Raw genomic sequence first — 17,113 nt, 5'->3', positions numbered from 1 at the left:
GGACATGGGTTAGGAAGGGGCGACGGATTGCGGACGCGGGAGGTCAGCCCTCACCCCGCCGCGAAAACCCCCGCAAAAACAACCAAACAGCACGCCGCACCTTCTCACGCCGCGGCGCATCCAGCCCCGCCGCATCCAATCCCTGAACCGCCCGATGGAACGGCTCGGCCGCCACGCTCTGCAGGAACTGCGACGCCACGAAGGCGATCTCGTCATCGCTCGGATTGCCGGCAGCCCATGTGCGGAATACCGGCTCGAATGAGCGTGCCGCGCCGAGGATGGCGAAGTCGACCACGGTTCGGGCCAGTTGCGGAAACCGCGGTGCTTCGGCAATCGTCACGCGATACAGGCCCAGGACCTCGGGTCGCAGGATCCATTCGAGCAGCTCGCAAGCCATGCGGACCAGGCGTTCCTCCAGCGGCTCGCTGTCGGCTTGCGCTGGCTGTGCGGTTCGCAGGTTCTGCGCCACGTAGCGCAGCACAGCCGCCTCGAAGACTTCTGCCTTGCCGGCAAAGCGGGTGTAGTAGGTCTTCTTGGAAATGCCGGCGGCGGCGGCAATGGCCTCCACGCTGGTCGCGCCAAAGCCATGCTCGATGAAGAGCCGGGTGGCGTGGTCCATGATGGTGTCGGCAAGCTGCCCGGCCCGTTCCAGCGAGGGGCGTCCGGATGGCCGCACGGATGGTTGTCTGGATGGCGCCGCCGTTATTGCGGTTTCTCTGCCCTTGCGCATTGCAATACTGTTCTCAGCTGTCGGCCTGATTGGGTGAGTGCCACGGCAGATGCGGGCCCGCATCTGCGCATAGGGAAAGCATGGACTTGCGCATCGGCATCGGGCGTCCTATAAAGGAAACGATGTCGTTTCCTTTATCATTCTCGTTATAGAACGACCCGTCCATTTGGCCAAGAATTATAAGAGGGCTGCATGCAGCTCTCCCGCTGATCCAGGAGACCCGAATGTCGCATGATGGCAGGCTGTCCCCCGCGTTGCCGGGCCGTGCAATTGACCAGGCCGCGCTGGCGGCGCGTTTCGGCGCCGAAGCCACGGCGCTGGTGATGGAAATGGCCGCCAGCGCCGATCCGCTGGCCGATGCGGCCATCGCCGCGCTGAACAGCGGACAGGCCGGCCATCCGGCGATCTTGCAAGCGGGCCTGCGGGAAGGGCGCGCCAGCCTGTCGAGCCCGCCCGAGGCCATCGACGCCTTTCTCCGGCAGGCCGAGTCGATGCCGCCGTGGGTGGATCCCGAACGCATACGGCGCGGGGCCGAAGCCTATCTGAGCATTGGCGCGCTGTGGACGAGCATCTCGCTTGGCCCGGGGTCGCTGGCGCATACCTATAGTTCTCCGGCCATTGCCAGCGTACTGATGGCCACCGGCAACCTGGATGCGCAATCTCCGCGGCGCCTGCTGGAAACGGCCGTCTGGCAGCAGCAGACGCTGCGCCCGGGCGGCCTGGCGGCCGGCGCGCAGGGCTATATCCATACCTTGCAGGTTCGCATTCTGCACGCCCGCGTCCGGGCCGGCTTGCTGGCGCGCGGGTGGGACACCACGCAACGCGGCATGCCCATCAGCCAGTTCGACATGTTGCGCACGTGGCTGGACTTCACCTACGTGCCCTTCAACGCGCTGGAGAAGATTGGCATTGAATTTGATGCCGACGAGTTCCGCGACCTCTACCACGTGTGGCAACTGGTGGCCCACTTGCTGGGGATTGAAGACCGCTACTACCGCCGGGTGACCGACCAGGCGTCCGGCGCGCAAATGCTGGCGCTGATCGATGCCGCCGCCGGCGAGCCCGATCAGGCCGCCGCCACGCTGACGGGCAAGATGCTGGATGCGGCCGCCCAACGCCTGGGGCCTGCCCTGGGCATGCCCGCAGACGCGGCGGTGGGCCTGATGCACGCTTTCTGCCGGCTGTTCCACGGCGACGACTTTGCCGACAAGCTGGGCGTGCAACGCAACTGGTGGAGCGGGCTGATGCCGGTCTTCGCCAATTCGAACCGCTACCAGCGCCTGCTTGAGCGGAGCGACCCCGAGGTCCGGCAACGCAAGATCGGCGCCACGCTGGCGGCGTTCGATCAGCAGATCGCGGCGCTCAAGGGGGAGACGACTTATCAGCACAACCTGAGTGCGTACTCGGGAGCGGGGATGCCCAGGACGTTTGCGGGGGCGTGATAGGGGCGGTGATGCTGACCGGCACGGCAGGCCGACAGGAGAAGGGGGACCCTTTCGCCCCGTCCCAGGAGATCGCGGACCGCTTGGCCAAGGTGGCCGATATCGCCGGCTCCAGAATCCTGGGAGTTTGCCGCATTGGAGGAACATCCCTCCGTCATGGTGCCACCGCAATGCGTGCGTCACGCCGCGGCCGCTGAGAACATGGCTCGAATCACCCTGGTGTCCAGGGCATAACATGCAGCGGAGGCCAAAACGGTCATCCCGGCCATCATCAGTAATGAGCGACGCTGGTCGGGACTGATCCAGAGCAAGTATCCCAACGCGCCAAGCCATACCAGCACGAGGATCAGGTCAGCCAGAAGCACGGCGGCTGACACAACCCCCGCATAGCCGACAAACATGTCGTCCCGCGTTGGCGCAGCAACTACGTGAAAGAGGCTTAGCCCGATAAGCGAAGCAGGCAGCAATACGGAAGGCAGCAGGAATAACCAACGCAGAACCATCACCTCACCCCCTCAGCCACGACCCGAGCGGCCAACGCCTGCAGCCTGCGCGGCAAGTCCGGCACCATGTGTGCGTAGTAGAAATGGCCCTCACCATTCCCCGCCGACATCTGGCGCGCAAGCTGCGGCGCTGCTGCCGCGAGCGCCAATTGCGAGATGCCCGCGTAGATCGGATCCCCGTGTTCCGTCAGGTCAATCACGACAACTTTGCCGATGTGGCGATGCTTTCGCAGGCTTTCCAGGAACGACACATCGATCGGCGAGCCGATCAGCACCAGATGGTCAACAGTATGCCCTTGGTTGGCGTAGTAGTTGGCGGTCTGTGCTGCAAGCAATGAACCGTAGGAATATCCGATCAGGTTGAACTGCGGCGCCTCCGCTGACATGCCAGAGGCGATAACCCATTCCGCATCGTCCTCATAGCGGATAGTGAGTCCGGCACGAATAGCATCGACCAACATTCCACGCTCGCCGAGGACCGTCCGTGTTGCCGAGTTGGTCAGGCCGAGACTAAATGATCTTATGCCCGCCGCCTGAAACGCCTTGGCCGTGGGCTGGATGTAGCTGCCATCCAGCCCCGCACCACCCCAATACAAAGTACCCCGCGGCCGCAACAGGTACACCTTGACTGGTTCCCTATCCGAAACCGGCGTCAGCCGGACGTTGACAGTCTTGAGCGGTTGCATGGTTACGCATCCTCCCCAAAGACCTCAAGCCTCACCGTCGCTGCGCGATCCGCGACTACAGGAGTAGTGAAGCCGTCGCTGTCGGTGCGGCCTTCATGGGTACCGGTCTCGCCGGTCAGGCGATACCGCCAATTCACCAAGGGCCGCCCGCTGGCTTCATCCAGCAACTGGATGCACTGGTCGTAGCTGGGGGGCTCGCCTGAGTGCAACGCCTGCGTGGTCGCAGCAAAGCCGCTGGGCACAGCGACACGCATCTTCGCAATGTGGTCCGCGGAGATAGTCATCGTGAACGGACGCGAGGCATGGAAGACAGGCGCTGGCCGGCAAACGCATGCACAGATGTCTCCGCTGAGGGCCACTTCCTTGCCCCTATCTCTAGAGGGGATGCGCGGACCGACACAGACAATCACGCCCGGGCGCTTGCATACAGGGCAGTAGACGGCGTCGCCCTCGCGGGCAACTGGCTTGCTGTGCCAGAAGTAGGAACTGCTGCCGCCAACGATGACGGCGCCGTTGTCAGCCTTGTCGCCTCTGACCAGATAGGTTCGGGTCACCATGGCGCGCCCTCAGCGTCGGAACGAACGTAAGCCAAGGTCGGCGCAGGGCAGAGGTCTTTCGATCTCTCAAGATGAAGGCTATCGTTTCTGATTGAGGCCATTTTCCGTGTTCCATGAGCATGGCAGGTCGCCACCAAGACATGGAACTAGCCGCGCGGTATGGAAACAATCAGGCAAATCCTAAAGTGGCCGTTGAAATTGCGTCCATATACTCATCCGGCTCCATTGAACGACTCATGAGACTGACCGCATAAGCTATGACATCGGACAGCGAAACTCCTTCCTCCAACGACGTCGCGCTCGTGTGCCAGGCCATCGTGGCCGCCTATGGCATAGACGTGATCAATGTGCGTGAGGTCGTACGGGGGGTGAACCGCACCTTCTCCCTCTGCGACTCTGGCGATCGGACGTACGATCTTCGCCAGTACAGAACCCATGGCCGGGGCGAAGGCGATATTGACGCCGAGTTGCGGCTGCTTGAGCGGATCGAGCCGGATGAGGTGCTGGCAGTATCGGTTGCACGTCCAACGCTAGAAGGAGCGCGTAGCTTTCGTGTTGCCCTGTCGGATGGCGCGATACGTCATGCAGCGTTGTTCTATGGAGCAGAGGGGCGTCCGTTGGAAATGACGAGGGATGATCTTGGCGTGGTAGCGCAGGCGCTGAAACGCCTTCATGACCAGCCGTCGCTAAAGGATTACGCGCCTCGCAGGCAAATCGCAGATATTCGTGAAGCTGATCGGACGCTGAACCGTCTAGCAGAACGATTCACCTTCGCTGGAAGTGCTGTCGCCGCGGTTCGGGAACGTTGTGAGCGCTTGGTGGCCGCGGGCTGGCCGCCTGCTGAGATGCCGTTCGGCTTTTGCCACGGCGACTATCGTGTGGCGAACATGCGGATCGATGGCCCTCGGATCACGTTGTTCGACTTCGATGATTGCGGACGCGGGCCGCAATGGTTCGATCTGGCCACCATTGGATGGTGGCTTGAGATTGACGGCAGATGCGATGCGGCCTTCTTGTGGCGCGCATTCGTCAGTGCCTACACGCCGGCTTTGCATGGATCTCCGGCCTTCCGCCATGCAATCTCGCTTCTGATCCTACTCAACGAGATTAACTCGATTCGCTTCTTGCTCGATTACTGTGCACTGGACGATGATCTGTGGCGCGACGTGTGCAAGCGCCTGGATGATCTGAGCTTTCGGGCGGTATCGGGGCAGCTTGCGATTAACCGTTGGCCTGCGTGAGCATGCTGCAATGCCTGTCGATGGGGACTCACGTGAATCTGGATGGTGCAATGAAAGTGCGCGTTGCGAAGCAGGGCGATCTGGGGTGGTTTCAGGTCCTGGGGAGATTCCTGCTTGCTGACCCCGCTTCATAAATGGAGCCTGGGAGAGGCTCGCCACCGCAACCCAGGGGCGCCGCCAATCTTTCCCAGTCGCCTAGCCCATGGGCTGGTGAAAGTATCTCCCCCCCAGATAGGCCAGATAGGGCTGATGCTCTGGTCGACTAGCCGAACAAAGCTCTCCAAAGATCGCTTGGTAACTGATGGCTTTGAACTTCAGTTCATCGCCAACCAGTTCATGGAACCTCCGGATCTCGTCCCGATGACGTTCCCCGTGTGGTCCTGGCCAATCGAAGTACACATACCGGAGTACCCAACGGCTTTCGTACTGACGGGCCAGCGCAAGGGCATGCTTGAGTAGCTGTGGCGCGCCAATGTGCCGGAAGGCCTCCCTGCCCGCTTGCAGGGCTTCCGCTAGCGCCTGTGCCCTCGGCAACCCGACCTCTTCCCAGCGGCTGCGCCCCTGCGCAAGGTATGGCGGCCTGAACGCCTCGCCAGCCTGCGTTGCCTTGCCGCGCAGCCACTCCGTGAACTTGCTCTCCAAGCCGGCCATGATGCCGTTCGCAAGTGGCAGGCACACATCCAGATTGGCGTGACTGTCGACCCCGGTAGACAGTTTGGATTCGAATAGCGCTGCGGTGGGGCAGGAGGGCAGCGCCAGCGCATTCATCAATGGCGTGGCATCGGCGCAATCGGTCCAGAAATCGAAGATGTTCGCGGCCAGCGCAGAGGACGAATGCAGGGCTCGCATCTTTGCTGGCTTGTCCCCACGCTCCACCAGTTCGCCACCGTCGCCATTTGCAAACGCCACAAATGTTGCTGGCGAGAGTGGCCGCATCAGATTGAGGTCCAGATTGGGGACATAACCGCGTGCGTCAAAGGCGATGCCCCGGTTCGCTGCCCACTCCTGCTGTTCTCTGCAAATGGCTGCTACAGACATGAATGGCCTCCGTCGAGCGCGTTCCCCCAGCCGACCGGTGGTCTTGCGAAGGGTCGTGGTTACCGGTTGACGATTGTTTGTCAGCCGGGACTGGGGAGGGAATCCGCCATATGGCGGAGCGGGGATTGAGCCAGGCCTGATGACCTGGCTGACACCCGCTCTATCTATGCCGTAGTCGTAAGGTCATCAAGGATCAGCAGGCGTTCGCCACCGCACAGACATATGCACGAGCCCAGGAAAGGATTGTGCAGCTGAACAACCTGCGAGCTCCCATGTTCGACCTGATTGATGAGCTGCTTTTCGATGACACATTTGTCCAGTTGTGGGAGCCTCAGTATGACGCGATCGCGCACGATGAAGCGGAATACCAGTCCCTAGTCCAGGCAGTGCGCAAGGACGTCGATTCCATTGGTGCCATAAGGGAAGCGACCCTCAGGCGGATCCTTGATTGGAAATCCGCCCGCACCAAGGGTCATGTGCACTGGTGGAACTACGGTCTCTACATCGAGACTGTGAGGGACTGTCTCTCAATGCACGGTGATGATCGACTGGACGCCATCTGCAAATTGCCGGGTGTTCGAGAGCGCGTTGGATCGACAATTCTGCATTTCATCTATCCGGACACCTACCCGATTTTCGACATTCGAACTCTGGAAGCGCTCCGCTATCTTGGCGCCGACCTCGGGAAATCCTTCAGTGTGAACAACTACTATCGATTTCGCGAGTACCTCATCTCGACCCAAGTGGTGCTGAACAGGTGGACTCTCCGCGAATTGGACCGCGCAATCTTCGCCTTTCATAAGCGCAGCCCGGAGATATTCGGCTACACGCTGGGCAATGGCCGCCGTACCCAATCGACGACGCATCCTCACTACTGTCCGAGATCGGGAGCCTAGCGCCCCACGTCGCCCCAGCCGTTGGCTCCCGCCGTCATGCGACATCGGCGCCGCCGTCGAACCGCACCTCGTCCGACAAAGGCCAAAACACTCCAATGATCCTTTCACGCGGAAACGACGCAATCGAAGCGGTGCTCAAACCTTCACTGTCGACGGAAATGATGTGCCTAGCTACCGTCCGATAACCGGCACGGAAATGGTTCGCGCCCTTGATCGCAACGAGCTCGTACCCAGTGACATCCAGCCCATGCATCGCAAACGGCTCGACATCATAGATCTGCTCGGCACGCGAAGCCACGATGACATCGACACCGTTGATAATCAGGCGACACATCGCGCCCAGGTCGAAGCGAACGCCTTCGAACATCGCGCCGGGGCGATTCACGAAACGACCGTCCGTGATGCATTTCACATAGGCATCGGCCTCGATCGGCGCGCCCTGGAAGCGGCCTTGCTTGCCGCCCAGTGAGACCCTGATCGTGGCGCCGACACCCGCGCGCTGTGCTTGTGCAACCACGGCAGCGTCATTGATCGACGCGAAACAGCACGTGCCGGCGGGCGGATTGGCGTCCAGTAACGCGCGAAGCAGATGCGTGCCGTCTCCGGGTGTGCCGCCGCCCGGGTTGTCTGCGTACTCGTTGACAACGACAGGCCCCTCTGCTGCCGACAGGGCAATGGCGACGCCCCGTGCGGGGGTCGGAAACGTCGGACGGAACGCCTCGCGATGCGACCAGATCCATTGCGCGACTTCGTCGGCGCAACGCTGCGCAAGCGCGGCGTCTCCGGTTGTGGTGCACACGACCGCCGGGCAGGGTGCCGCGATGTCCGCGTAGGGGAAGCCGTGGAACCATGAGCAGTCGATCACGCCGGGCTGTGCGGCCAGCTTCCGGCAAACGTCGTTGACTTCCGCTGGGATGAACCCTTCTTGTGTCGTCACAATGTACGGCAGCATCGGCAGGCGTCGCGTTGCGGTGACCGGTGTGAGCCCACCCCGAATCATCTCAAGCAGCAGTTCGACGGCTTCGACGCCCCTGTCATGGAAGTCGGTATGCGGATACAGCTTGCAGGGCAACGTCAGGTCGCAAGCGTCGCGCATCGCGTCCGTCATGTTGCCATGCAAATCGTAGACCGCGGCGATCGGGACACCTGGCCCGACCAGCGCACGAACGGCAAGCGCCAGATCGCCTTCGACGTCTTCAGTGCCGTCGGCGACACCGGCGCCATGCAGGGCCAGTAGCACGCCGTCAACCGGCAGCGTAGCGCGAATGCCATCGAGGATGTTCTGCTTCATGGCGGCATACGCGCCGGCTTCGATCGTGCCCGACGGCGTCGCCTGCCCGACATAGGTGGGAATGAGCGTGGCGCCGGTCCTGCGCGCGCCTTCGATAAAGCCGCCCACCTGATGATTCGATTTGTCGAACGCCGCCAGGATTTCGTCGCCCCGATACTGCTCGAACGCGCGCAGCGGCGTCATGCCCGCGAATTCGGCGGCGTACGTGTTGGTCTCGTGGATAAGTCCGGCAACGGCCAGGCGGACGGGCAATTGATCTGAAGTCACGGGAATGCCTCCGGGAAGTTTGTTTTGCGCGCGATCAGCGATTGACCTTCTTTGGATCAAAGCTTAGGGCGATAAGGGCGCTGGCGACAAGCGCACCGGCGATGATAAAGATGGCCGGCGCGGTGCTGTGGTACGTGTCGCGGATCCAGCCGATCAGGTAGGGGCTGACGAAGCCGCCAAGGTTCGCCAGGCTGTTGATCGCACCGATGCACGCCGCTGCCGTCGCTCCGCCGAGGAATGCCGTCGGCAACGTCCACATGATCGGCGAGAAGCTGATGATGCCTGCCGCCGCGATCGACAGCGAGATCACGGCGAATACAAGATTCTGCCCCGCAAAAACGCTCGCCACGAGCCCGAAAGCGCCCACCAGCATGATGCTGGCAAGGTGCCAGCGACGCTCTCCATGCCTATCCGAACTTCGTCCCACCAGCACCATGGCCACCACGGCCACGCAATACGGAATCGCGCTGAGCAGGCCGATCTGTACGCCACTGACCGCCCCAGCGTCCTTGATCAGCGTGGGCAGGTAAAAGCCTAGTGTGTACAACGCCATCATCGCGGGAAACGTCATCAGGATGATCTTGCAGATTCGCATGTCCCGCAGAATGCCGGTCAGCGGCATGTGTTCCCGGCCATGATCATCCTGTGCGATATCGTTCTCGATCAACTGGCGTTGCGCCGGTGTCAGCCATTTGGCGTCCTTGACGCGATCCGTCAGGATCCACAGTACGCCGATCGCCAGCGGGAGCGTCGGCAGGGCTTCGAGCACAAACACCCATTGCCAGCCGGCGTGACCGCCGACCAGGTGAAAGCGCTCCAGGATCCAGCCCGACAAAGGGCTGCCGAGCAAGCCGGCGATTGGAATGCCCGCCTGAAATATGGCCGTGACCTTGGCGCGGCGGCGATTCGGAAACCAGTACGTCAGATAGAGGATGACGCCGGGGTAAAAGCCGGCTTCGGCGACGCCGAGCAGGAAGCGTACCGTGTAGAACTGCAACGGTGTCGTGACAAATGCCATGACTCCCGAGAGCAGGCCCCAGGAGATCATGATGCGGGCAATCCAGCGTCGCGCGCCGACACGATGCATGATGAGGTTGCTCGGTACCTCGAACAGCATGTAGCCGATAAAGAACAGCCCTGCGCCGAGCCCATAGGCCGCCTCGCTGAATTGCAGGTCGGCCAGCATGTTGAGCTTGGCGATGCCGATATTCACGCGATCGAGATACGCGACGACGTAGCACAGCATCAGGAACGGGATGAAGCGCAGGGCGACCTTGCGGTAGGTGGCGTCTTCGAATGCGTAAGTGTCAGTCTGCCCCCGAACATCGGGCGAAAGCGTGGCGTGCTGCTCCATGAAAGTGTCTCCTTGTATTGTGGGTGCGACGACGAGAAGGTCAGGCTGCCTGCTGCATCGCGCCAGACCCATGGCCGGCCAGCGTTGCGGCGTAATCCTGGAACCGGCGCAGCTCCTCGGGCGGGACGAGCGAGCCGCCGGTGGCCCAGATCACATGCGTGGCGTCGTGCATGGGCAATCCGTGATCGCGCACATACGCCTGGCCCTCGGGCGAGCGGCGCAGCCAGCCCGGGCCTCCGATGCCGGCGGCCGCTGACGGCTCGACTTCCACGCCCATCGACGTCTTGAGCGCGAGCAACTGAACGTAGAGTTGATCGTCGGCGACGGTGAACACGCCGGCGAGTTGGGAAGCCATCAACGGGCTGACCAGATGGGATGCCTGGCCGACGGCGAGGCCATCGGCATCGGTCCGATTGTCCAGGCCGATGTCGTAGACGGATACGGGAGCTTGCGCACCCGAGGCCAACTGCACCAGTACGCACGGCGAGGCCACGGGCTCGGCGAAGAAGCAGTGCACATGTTCGCCGAACAGTGCCTTGAGCCCGTAAGTGATACCACCGGGTGCGCCGCCGACCCCGCATGGCAGATAGACGAAGAGCGGATGCGCGGCATCCACGACGCGGCCGGCTTCGGCCAGCTGGCGCGCCAGGTGGCGTGCCGCGGCAGCGTATCCGAAGAAGAGCAGGGCGGAGCGCTCGTCATCCACAAAATGGCAGCGCGGCGCTGCCAGCGCCTGCTCCCGGCCCGCTGCCACGGCTTCAGCGTAGTCGCCTTCATGTTCGACGACGCGTACGCCGCGTTTGCGCAGGCGCTCCTTCTTCCATGCCTTGGCGTCCGCGGACATATGTACAACCGCATCGAACCCGAGAGCCGCCGCCATCACGCCGATGCTCAAGCCGAGGTTGCCCGTGCTGCCGACCGTCACCGAGTATTGCGAGAACAGCGCGCGCGCTGCCGCCGTCGCCAGCACGCGGCGATCACCGTCCGGGTCGAGGACACCATGCTCGATCGCGATGGATTCGGCAATCGCCAGCACTTCATGAAAGCCGCCGCGAGCCTTGATGGAACCGGCAATCGGCAGTTCGTCGTCCCGCTTCATGAACCATGCCCCCTCGGCGCCATCGTTGCCGACAATCGCGTGTTGGAGTGCGGTGGCCGGCATCAATTGCGATTCCACTTGCCCATGGCTTGAACCCAGTTCGGGAAACAGCGTCGCCATGAGCGGTGCACAGCGCGCAAGGCGCGCCTCGGCCGATGCGATCAGTTCCGTCGATGGGGCGGCAGCCGGCAGGGGTTGCCCCAGCCTCGGATTCAGCCAAAGCAGTGGCTGTCTCGATTGAAGTATTGCTAATAGATCACGAGTGAGCGGCAGGGTGGCCATCACGTCCTTCTCCCAAGGAATTCCTTATGAGCCCTGATCGTAGACGCTGTATTCGTGCAAAAATAGCGATCGTTTCTAACGTATGCATTAGTTAGGCTAATACGAATGCAGCTCGATTCCTCTGTTCTCGGCGCGCTGCGGTGTTTCGAAGCCGCGGGGCGCTTGCTGAGCTTTACCAAGGCCGCCGAATCGCTGAGCCTCACCCAGAGCGCGGTGAGCCAGCAGATCCGCCATCTGGAAGACCGTCTCGGCTACGTGCTCTTCGTGCGCCAGCCGCGCAACTTGAAACTTACGCCAAAGGGTGAGGCGCTGTTCGAGACGACCACGCGCGCACTGCACGAGATCCAGCAGACGATCCAGCGACTCGGCCTGCCAAACGCGCCTTTGCAGGTCAATTGCCTGCCGTCGTATGCGCTGCAATGGCTGATGCCGCGCCTGACTGAGTTCCACCGCGAGCAGCCGGACGTATCCGTGCGCCTGAAAGCCGAGTTCCAGGCCCTCGATCGGCAATCGATGGAGGCGGAAGACATTGACGTGGCGGTGCGTTACGACCCCGTCCGCTACAGCCAGTTGCAAGCTGACGTTTTGCTGGACGAGTACCTGATTCCGGTGGCCACACCCGAGTACCTCACCCAGCATCCTGGGCTATCTGACGGGGCTTCGCTCGACGGCGTCGTGTTGCTGCATGACGCATCGCCATGGGCCGGCGCAGCCGAGTTTGTGGAATGGCGGACATGGCTTGAGGCCTTTCACCCGACATGGATCGCGCATCTGGAGGGGCCGCAATTCAATTTGTCGAGCCTTGCCATCAGCGCGGCGTTGAACCACCAGGGGGTGGCGATGGGGCGTACGGCCCTGGTCTATGACGAGATCAGGAGCGGACGGCTGGTGAATGTCTTCGGCAAGCACGTACGCGCGCCGGCGCGCTACATGCTGCTTTCTCGTAATCCTGAGGATAGGCGCACGACAATTTTCTCGACGTGGCTCAAGGCGGAGTGTGCGCGCTTCGATAACGCGCGAATGGAGTTGCTTTCGCTGGATGGAGTACCGTGAAGAGCCGGGTTGGGGCGTTGATTCGATAGCCCCTTGGAAGAGAGTCTTTCCAGGCCAGGCTTGACGAGATCGCGGAGAAGCGGATAGATTGACGCAACCATGAGCCGCCGCCCCGCCTCCCTCTCTCTTGATCTCACTGCGAACCAGCCGCAGTGGGGCGCGCGCGCCAAATCCAAAAAACAGTCGCTCATCTGACCGGAGCGTGCTGTTCCGTCAGTTGAGCGACGGAACAGCATCAGTGTAGAAGACGGTCTGTCAATACCTCCCTTACTGTCTTGAGCGCCTCTTGCTCTGTCGCTTGCCTGTGCGGTTTCCGAATCGGTCGATCCGGAGCATGCAATGCAAGAAATGAAGTCTCTCTATCGTGGTATCTGGCTACCCCTGGTCACCCCTTTTCGCAACCATGAGGTGGATCACGTCGCGCTGCGGCGGCTAGTGGCCCATTACCGCGGTAGCGGCTTGGCGGGCTTGGTGGTATGCGGCAGCACCGGCGAAGCCGCCGCGCTTGATGAGGCGGAACAGTTGGCCGTCCTGGATACCGTGCTGGCCGAGGCCGGTGAGTTGCCGGTCATGATGGGCTTGGCGGGCAACAATCTCCGGCATGTGCTGAGCCGTCTGGACAGGATTGGCGAACGTCCGCTGGCGGGGGTCTTAGCGCCTGCACCGTACTACATAAGACCGTCGCAAGAAGGATTGAAGGAATACTTTCGCGCGCTGGCCGATAGATCTCGGGCACCACTGGTGCTGTATGACATCCCCTACCGAACCGGTGTAACGCTGAGCACCGAAACGCTGCTCTCGTTGGCGAACCACGGCAATATTCGAGGTATCAAGGACTGCGGCGGTAACGCAGAAACTACACAGGCGTTGATCGCCGATGGCCGCCTGGCTGTCCTCGCGGGAGAGGACCACCAACTGCTTGCCACGCTGTGCATGGGCGGTCAGGGCGCAATCATTGCGTCCGCTCATATTCGGCCTGATCTCTTCTCGGCGTTGTGGCGCGCAGTGGCTGAGCAGCGCTTGAGCATCGCACGCCAGCTTTTCCAGGCCTTAATGCCCCTGATTCGACTCATGTTTGCAGAACCTAACCCAGGTCCGGTCAAGACATTACTGGCCAGGCATGGCTGGCTGTCTGATGAACTGCGTTTGCCAATGATGTCGGCTTCAACCGCGCTCGCCGAGCAATTGACTATTGCGTGTGAAGCCTTGGATTCGATACACGCGAACGCGTTGTAATTGCGCAGGCTAGAGGCAGGCGTACGGTCATTGCCATATGCCTGCCATATCCAAGGCAGCAGTAAGGCATAGGTATGTCTCGGTTGAGAACCGCGCGTATGAAAGGCACCACAGCACCAGATGCGGCGGCAAGTTGCCACAGATACACTATGCGCACCCGTTCAGCCAGCCAGGCGGTACCGCTCGGGTGCATGCAGGAAATCCAACCTTTTCTCCATACGAAACCGATGAAAGCCATCCTTTCTGCTCTGACTCTTGCTCTGCTGGCCCCGGTCGCTGCCCAGGCCGCCAACGAATGCGACAAGTACCGCACCAGCTACGACAAGACCTACTGCTTCGCCAAGCTATTTCTGGAATCGGACAAGGAACTGAACGGGAGCTACAACGAACTGCGCGGCATGGTTGGAGACAGCGTGAAACAGAAGCTGAAGGACACTCAACTGGATTGGATCAAGTACCGCGACGCGTCATGCGAGTCGGGCGGCGCGATTGACGTGGATTGCAACTACCGCGTGAACCGCGACCGTGCTGAATATCTGCGCGACCGGGTGCGCGAATGCAAGGCGGGCACCTGCCGCAACGACATGATCGCCAAGAAGGCCTGGAACTGATCCGATGGCGCCGGTGATCTCGGCCAGGCGCCGCGCCGTGCTGGCATGGCTGGCAGCTTGTCTGCCGGCTCTCGCCATCGCGTCGCCGCCAGCCATCGGCACGCGTCCGGCCCGCATCGTTATCGATCCCGGCCACACACCGGCGCAGGGCGGCGCGCTGGGCGTTCGTGGCATCCGCGAGGTTCGCTACAACGACGGCCTCGCTTCTCTGCTGGTACAGGCGTTCACGCAGGTCGGGTTCGACGTGGCGCTGACCCGCGGTCCGGGCGACAACGTATCGCTGGAAGAGCGCACCCGGTTCGCCAACGTGCGGCAGGCCGATCTGTTTCTATCGATCCACCACGACTCCGCGCAGTTGCAGTACCTCGAAAAGGTCGCAGTCGGCGACCACGACGCGTATCGGACCACGCGGCCCATTTCCGGCTATTCGATCTTCGTGTCGCAACGCAATGCGCACTACGCGCAAAGCCTCGCCGTCGCGCAGATGCTGGGGGCGGAAATGCACAAGCTGGGCCGGCCACCGACGCTGCATCATGCGGAGCCAATCGAAGGCGAGTCACGGGAGTTGCTGGCGCCCGATTTCGGCATCTACCGATTCGACGATCTGGTTGTCCTCCGAAAAGCCGAGATGCCTGCCGTGCTGTTGGAGGCGGGTGTCATTGTTGATCCCGCTGACGAGGGTTACGTTAGTGATCCGGGAAATCAGGCCCGCATTGTCCATGCCATCGTCACGGCGGTGCGGGGGTACGTAGCGACGGCTCGGATCGGCTACGCAAAAAAGTGACAAGGCAGCGGGCGCGGTTGGGGGGGAGATTTGCGCAACGACTCCGTCATCGGCCTTCCGAAATGCGGCATCACGCCACAGCCACCGAGAACACTGCCCGCATCGCGAGAGCTGCCGTAGCTCCGATCAAGCAGCGGAAATTTCGCCATCAATTTAAGACGCAGCCTACAGTCGGCACTACGCACGTAACTTATAGATCTTCAGTTCAATGACGAACGAGGAGAACTATGGTTGACGTTCGCTGCGCGCTACGAAATGGCGACGCGACCAGTAACGGAGGCCTCCTTCTCGGGACGGGTGCGTCGTAATGAAGAGATTTCTTCCTTTAGTGCTCCTCGCCATGCCCTCTTTCGCTTGTAGCCTTGGCAACCTGGAATTCAGCCCTATTTTTGAAACTGGCTCCAGCCGTCTTTCAGGTGCGGAAATGCTGCGGTTGGCTGACTGGAGGGCGGACCTGCGCCGCAGGTTTCCCAATGCCGGCGAGTTCTATGTTGAAGTCCCAGAGAGCAAAGCAGCAGGGGTGACGCAGCAACTCGCGGAATCCCGGCGCACACATTTGACGGATACGCTCCACAACCTCGGCGTCGGCTCGGCCGATATCAAGCTGTCGGTAGTGGTAAGGCGAAGCGTCGACCCGCGCCGCATGGAAGGCGCTGCACTGAAGCGCGAGGCTATTCGATACATCAATACCGCAACCATTGCGATTAGCCCCAGATGTCCTCACGCATGTTGCCTTGGGGCTCTTCCTTCCTCTTGAATCGTCCTATGACACCGGACAGCAAAGTAACTTCTTCCGACGACCTCGCGCTCGTGCAGCGTGCCGTCGAGGCCGCCTACGGCATACACGTGATCGATGTTCATGAAGTCGTACGCGGGGTGAATCGTACTTTCTCCCTAAGCGAGTCCAGCGACCGGACGTATTATCTTCGCCTGTACAGAGTCCATGGACGAAGCGATGACGAGATTGATGCCGAGTTGCGTCTGCTTGAGCAGATCGAGCCGGATGAGGTATTGGCAGTATCGCTCGCACAACCAACGCTAGACGGGTCGCGCAGCTTTCGCGTTGCCTTGTCGGATGGCGTCATTCGGCGCGCAGCATTGTTCAGCGAGGCAGCGGGGCGACCATTGAGAATGACGAAGGATGATCTCAAGGTGGCGGCGCAGGCGCTGAGACGCCTTCATGACCAGCCGTCGTTGAAGGATCACGCGCCTCGCCGACAGATCGCAGATATTCGTGAAGTCGATCGTACGCTGCGAAGTTTGACTGAGAATTTTCCCTATGCTGGCGGAACTGCCGCCGGAGTTCGGGAGCGTTGTGAGCGCCTGGTCGCAGGCTGTTCGCTTGCTCAGATGCCGTTCGGCTTCTGCCACGGCGACTATCGTGTGGCGAACATGCGGATCGATGGATGCCGAATCACGTTGTTCGACTTCGACGATTGCGGTAGCGGCCCGCAGTGGTTCGATCTGGCCACCGTTGGATGGTGGCTGGAAACTGGAGGCGGAAACGAGGCCGCCTCTTTGTGGCGTGCGTTCGTCAATGCCTACCTGCCGACACTGCTTGGGTCCCTGAATTTTCGCCATGCGATTCCGCCTCTGATCCTGCTTAACGAAATCAATTCGATACGATTCTTGCTCGATTACTGTGCACTGACGGACGATCTGTGGCGCGACGTTTGTAGACGCCTGGGTGATCTGAGCTTTCGGGCGGTGTCCGGTCAGTTTGCGATTGGCTGTTAGCATGCGTGAGCAAGATCCGAGATAACGAAAGCCGCATCCGCCTACTAAGGTCTTGAGGCTTCATCCTGTCAGGAATGCCCGAACCGGCAACGCTTCCATACCTTGGGTGGTATCTGGCCGTTGACGTTGGGGAGATCCCCGCTTGCTGACGCCGCTTGATGAGCAGAAAATGGCCAAGCGCGAATCCGCATTACACGGCGCTCAGAGTAGTTTCCCTGTCCCCTAATGGGTCGACCTTCCACACAAGACGCCGCCCACCTAAGCGCCGACCACCGTGACGTCCTCCGCCCCCCCACGCACCCCCCG

Annotated in this window: 17 protein-coding genes; 9 read left to right on the top strand and 8 right to left on the bottom strand. The window is 61.4% G+C overall.

Annotated features, from left to right (window positions below):
* Positions 1–43 precede the first annotated feature (43 nt).
* On the bottom strand, positions 44–619 hold the full coding sequence (locus AC3WRI_RS31430; RefSeq protein WP_492294811.1) for a TetR/AcrR family transcriptional regulator: 576 nt from the start codon (positions 617–619) through the stop codon (positions 44–46).
* Between the two features lie 335 nt (positions 620–954).
* On the opposite strand from AC3WRI_RS31430, the gene AC3WRI_RS31425 reads away from it, so the two are divergent.
* Complete coding sequence (locus AC3WRI_RS31425) at positions 955–2,172, top strand: oxygenase MpaB family protein (RefSeq protein ID WP_492294809.1); 1,218 nt, start codon at positions 955–957, stop codon at positions 2,170–2,172.
* A gap of 179 nt (positions 2,173–2,351) precedes the next feature.
* Here the strand turns inward: AC3WRI_RS31425 and AC3WRI_RS31420 are convergent, their stop codons facing one another.
* Genes AC3WRI_RS31420 through AC3WRI_RS31410 form a run of 3 tightly spaced genes read right to left on the bottom strand, consistent with a single transcriptional unit; the run spans position 2,352 to position 3,918 of the window.
* Positions 2,352–2,675, bottom strand: a complete 324-nt coding sequence (locus AC3WRI_RS31420) for a hypothetical protein (protein WP_492294807.1) — start codon at positions 2,673–2,675, stop codon at positions 2,352–2,354.
* Entirely contained in the window at positions 2,675–3,361 is a 687-nt protein-coding gene (locus AC3WRI_RS31415; protein WP_492294806.1) for a thioesterase domain-containing protein, read from the bottom strand. Before AC3WRI_RS31415 ends, AC3WRI_RS31420 begins: the two co-directional genes overlap by 1 nt.
* Before the next feature lie 2 nt (positions 3,362–3,363).
* Positions 3,364–3,918, bottom strand: coding sequence for a PAAR domain-containing protein (locus AC3WRI_RS31410; RefSeq protein ID WP_492294805.1), 555 nt, complete (start codon positions 3,916–3,918; stop codon positions 3,364–3,366).
* Positions 3,919–4,175: 257 nt separating this feature from the next.
* On the opposite strand from AC3WRI_RS31410, the gene AC3WRI_RS31405 reads away from it, so the two are divergent.
* Positions 4,176–5,159: a phosphotransferase enzyme family protein gene (locus AC3WRI_RS31405; protein ID WP_492294803.1), complete on the top strand. Its 984-nt coding sequence runs from the start codon at positions 4,176–4,178 to the stop codon at positions 5,157–5,159.
* 195 nt (positions 5,160–5,354) lie between these two features.
* Here AC3WRI_RS31405 and AC3WRI_RS31400 read toward each other — a convergent pair whose 3' ends face one another.
* Positions 5,355–6,197, bottom strand: coding sequence for a PGN_0703 family putative restriction endonuclease (locus AC3WRI_RS31400; protein WP_492294801.1), 843 nt, complete (start codon positions 6,195–6,197; stop codon positions 5,355–5,357).
* 272 nt (positions 6,198–6,469) lie between these two features.
* On the opposite strand from AC3WRI_RS31400, the gene AC3WRI_RS31395 reads away from it, so the two are divergent.
* Positions 6,470–7,093 carry a hypothetical protein gene (locus AC3WRI_RS31395; RefSeq protein WP_492294800.1) on the top strand — a complete coding sequence of 208 codons (624 nt, stop codon included), beginning with the start codon at positions 6,470–6,472 and terminating at the stop codon, positions 7,091–7,093.
* A 34-nt stretch (positions 7,094–7,127) separates the two neighbouring features.
* Here AC3WRI_RS31395 and AC3WRI_RS31390 read toward each other — a convergent pair whose 3' ends face one another.
* The 3 genes from AC3WRI_RS31390 to dsdA are packed head-to-tail and all read right to left on the bottom strand — an operon-like array spanning position 7,128 to position 11,386.
* On the bottom strand, positions 7,128–8,651 hold the full coding sequence (locus tag AC3WRI_RS31390; protein ID WP_492294798.1) for a M81 family metallopeptidase: 1,524 nt from the start codon (positions 8,649–8,651) through the stop codon (positions 7,128–7,130).
* Positions 8,652–8,685: 34 nt separating this feature from the next.
* Complete coding sequence (locus AC3WRI_RS31385; protein WP_492294796.1) at positions 8,686–10,005, bottom strand: MFS transporter; 1,320 nt, start codon at positions 10,003–10,005, stop codon at positions 8,686–8,688.
* A gap of 40 nt (positions 10,006–10,045) precedes the next feature.
* Positions 10,046–11,386, bottom strand: coding sequence for a D-serine ammonia-lyase (dsdA, locus tag AC3WRI_RS31380; RefSeq protein WP_492294815.1), 1,341 nt, complete (start codon positions 11,384–11,386; stop codon positions 10,046–10,048).
* 99 nt (positions 11,387–11,485) lie between these two features.
* Here dsdA and AC3WRI_RS31375 point away from each other — a divergent pair, with 99 nt between their 5' ends.
* The 6 genes from AC3WRI_RS31375 (at position 11,486) to AC3WRI_RS31350 (ending at position 16,807) form a co-directional block, all read left to right on the top strand.
* On the top strand, positions 11,486–12,439 hold the full coding sequence (locus tag AC3WRI_RS31375) for a LysR substrate-binding domain-containing protein (protein ID WP_492294813.1): 954 nt from the start codon (positions 11,486–11,488) through the stop codon (positions 12,437–12,439).
* A gap of 339 nt (positions 12,440–12,778) precedes the next feature.
* Positions 12,779–13,675, top strand: coding sequence for a 4-hydroxy-tetrahydrodipicolinate synthase (gene dapA, locus AC3WRI_RS31370; RefSeq protein ID WP_492294795.1), 897 nt, complete (start codon positions 12,779–12,781; stop codon positions 13,673–13,675).
* A gap of 227 nt (positions 13,676–13,902) precedes the next feature.
* Positions 13,903–14,286, top strand: a complete 384-nt coding sequence (locus tag AC3WRI_RS31365) for a lysozyme inhibitor LprI family protein (protein ID WP_492294793.1) — start codon at positions 13,903–13,905, stop codon at positions 14,284–14,286.
* A gap of 4 nt (positions 14,287–14,290) precedes the next feature.
* Positions 14,291–15,070 (top strand): N-acetylmuramoyl-L-alanine amidase family protein, encoded by a 780-nt coding sequence (locus AC3WRI_RS31360; RefSeq protein WP_492294792.1) that lies wholly within the window; start codon positions 14,291–14,293, stop codon positions 15,068–15,070.
* Positions 15,071–15,377: 307 nt separating this feature from the next.
* Complete coding sequence (locus tag AC3WRI_RS31355; RefSeq protein WP_492294790.1) at positions 15,378–15,827, top strand: hypothetical protein; 450 nt, start codon at positions 15,378–15,380, stop codon at positions 15,825–15,827.
* A gap of 8 nt (positions 15,828–15,835) precedes the next feature.
* The gene (locus AC3WRI_RS31350) at positions 15,836–16,807 is read left to right on the top strand and encodes a phosphotransferase enzyme family protein (RefSeq protein ID WP_492294788.1); all 972 of its coding nucleotides are present in this window, start codon (positions 15,836–15,838) and stop codon (positions 16,805–16,807) included.
* Positions 16,808–17,113: the final 306 nt, after the last annotated feature.

This window comes from Cupriavidus sp. FW305-27, assembly GCF_058787995.1.
The sequence above is the reverse complement of the archived record's forward strand: the minus strand, read 5'-3'. Positions and strand labels throughout refer to the sequence as shown.

Bases quoted from the DNA above. Each gene is read 5' to 3' on its own strand.
- AC3WRI_RS31430 (WP_492294811.1), bottom strand. From the start codon at position 619: ATGGACCACGCCACCCGGCTCTTCATCGAGCATGGCTTTGGCGCGACC.
- AC3WRI_RS31425 (WP_492294809.1), top strand. From the start codon at position 955: ATGTCGCATGATGGCAGGCTGTCCCCCGCGTTGCCGGGCCGTGCAATT.
- AC3WRI_RS31420 (WP_492294807.1), bottom strand. From the start codon at position 2,675: ATGGTTCTGCGTTGGTTATTCCTGCTGCCTTCCGTATTGCTGCCTGCT.
- AC3WRI_RS31415 (WP_492294806.1), bottom strand. From the start codon at position 3,361: ATGCAACCGCTCAAGACTGTCAACGTCCGGCTGACGCCGGTTTCGGAT.
- AC3WRI_RS31410 (WP_492294805.1), bottom strand. From the start codon at position 3,918: ATGGTGACCCGAACCTATCTGGTCAGAGGCGACAAGGCTGACAACGGC.
- AC3WRI_RS31405 (WP_492294803.1), top strand. From the start codon at position 4,176: ATGACATCGGACAGCGAAACTCCTTCCTCCAACGACGTCGCGCTCGTG.
- AC3WRI_RS31400 (WP_492294801.1), bottom strand. From the start codon at position 6,197: ATGTCTGTAGCAGCCATTTGCAGAGAACAGCAGGAGTGGGCAGCGAAC.
- AC3WRI_RS31395 (WP_492294800.1), top strand. From the start codon at position 6,470: ATGTTCGACCTGATTGATGAGCTGCTTTTCGATGACACATTTGTCCAG.
- AC3WRI_RS31385 (WP_492294796.1), bottom strand. From the start codon at position 10,005: ATGGAGCAGCACGCCACGCTTTCGCCCGATGTTCGGGGGCAGACTGAC.
- dsdA (WP_492294815.1), bottom strand. From the start codon at position 11,386: ATGGCCACCCTGCCGCTCACTCGTGATCTATTAGCAATACTTCAATCG.
- dapA (WP_492294795.1), top strand. From the start codon at position 12,779: ATGCAAGAAATGAAGTCTCTCTATCGTGGTATCTGGCTACCCCTGGTC.
- AC3WRI_RS31365 (WP_492294793.1), top strand. From the start codon at position 13,903: ATGAAAGCCATCCTTTCTGCTCTGACTCTTGCTCTGCTGGCCCCGGTC.
- AC3WRI_RS31360 (WP_492294792.1), top strand. From the start codon at position 14,291: ATGGCGCCGGTGATCTCGGCCAGGCGCCGCGCCGTGCTGGCATGGCTG.
- AC3WRI_RS31355 (WP_492294790.1), top strand. From the start codon at position 15,378: ATGAAGAGATTTCTTCCTTTAGTGCTCCTCGCCATGCCCTCTTTCGCT.
- AC3WRI_RS31350 (WP_492294788.1), top strand. From the start codon at position 15,836: ATGACACCGGACAGCAAAGTAACTTCTTCCGACGACCTCGCGCTCGTG.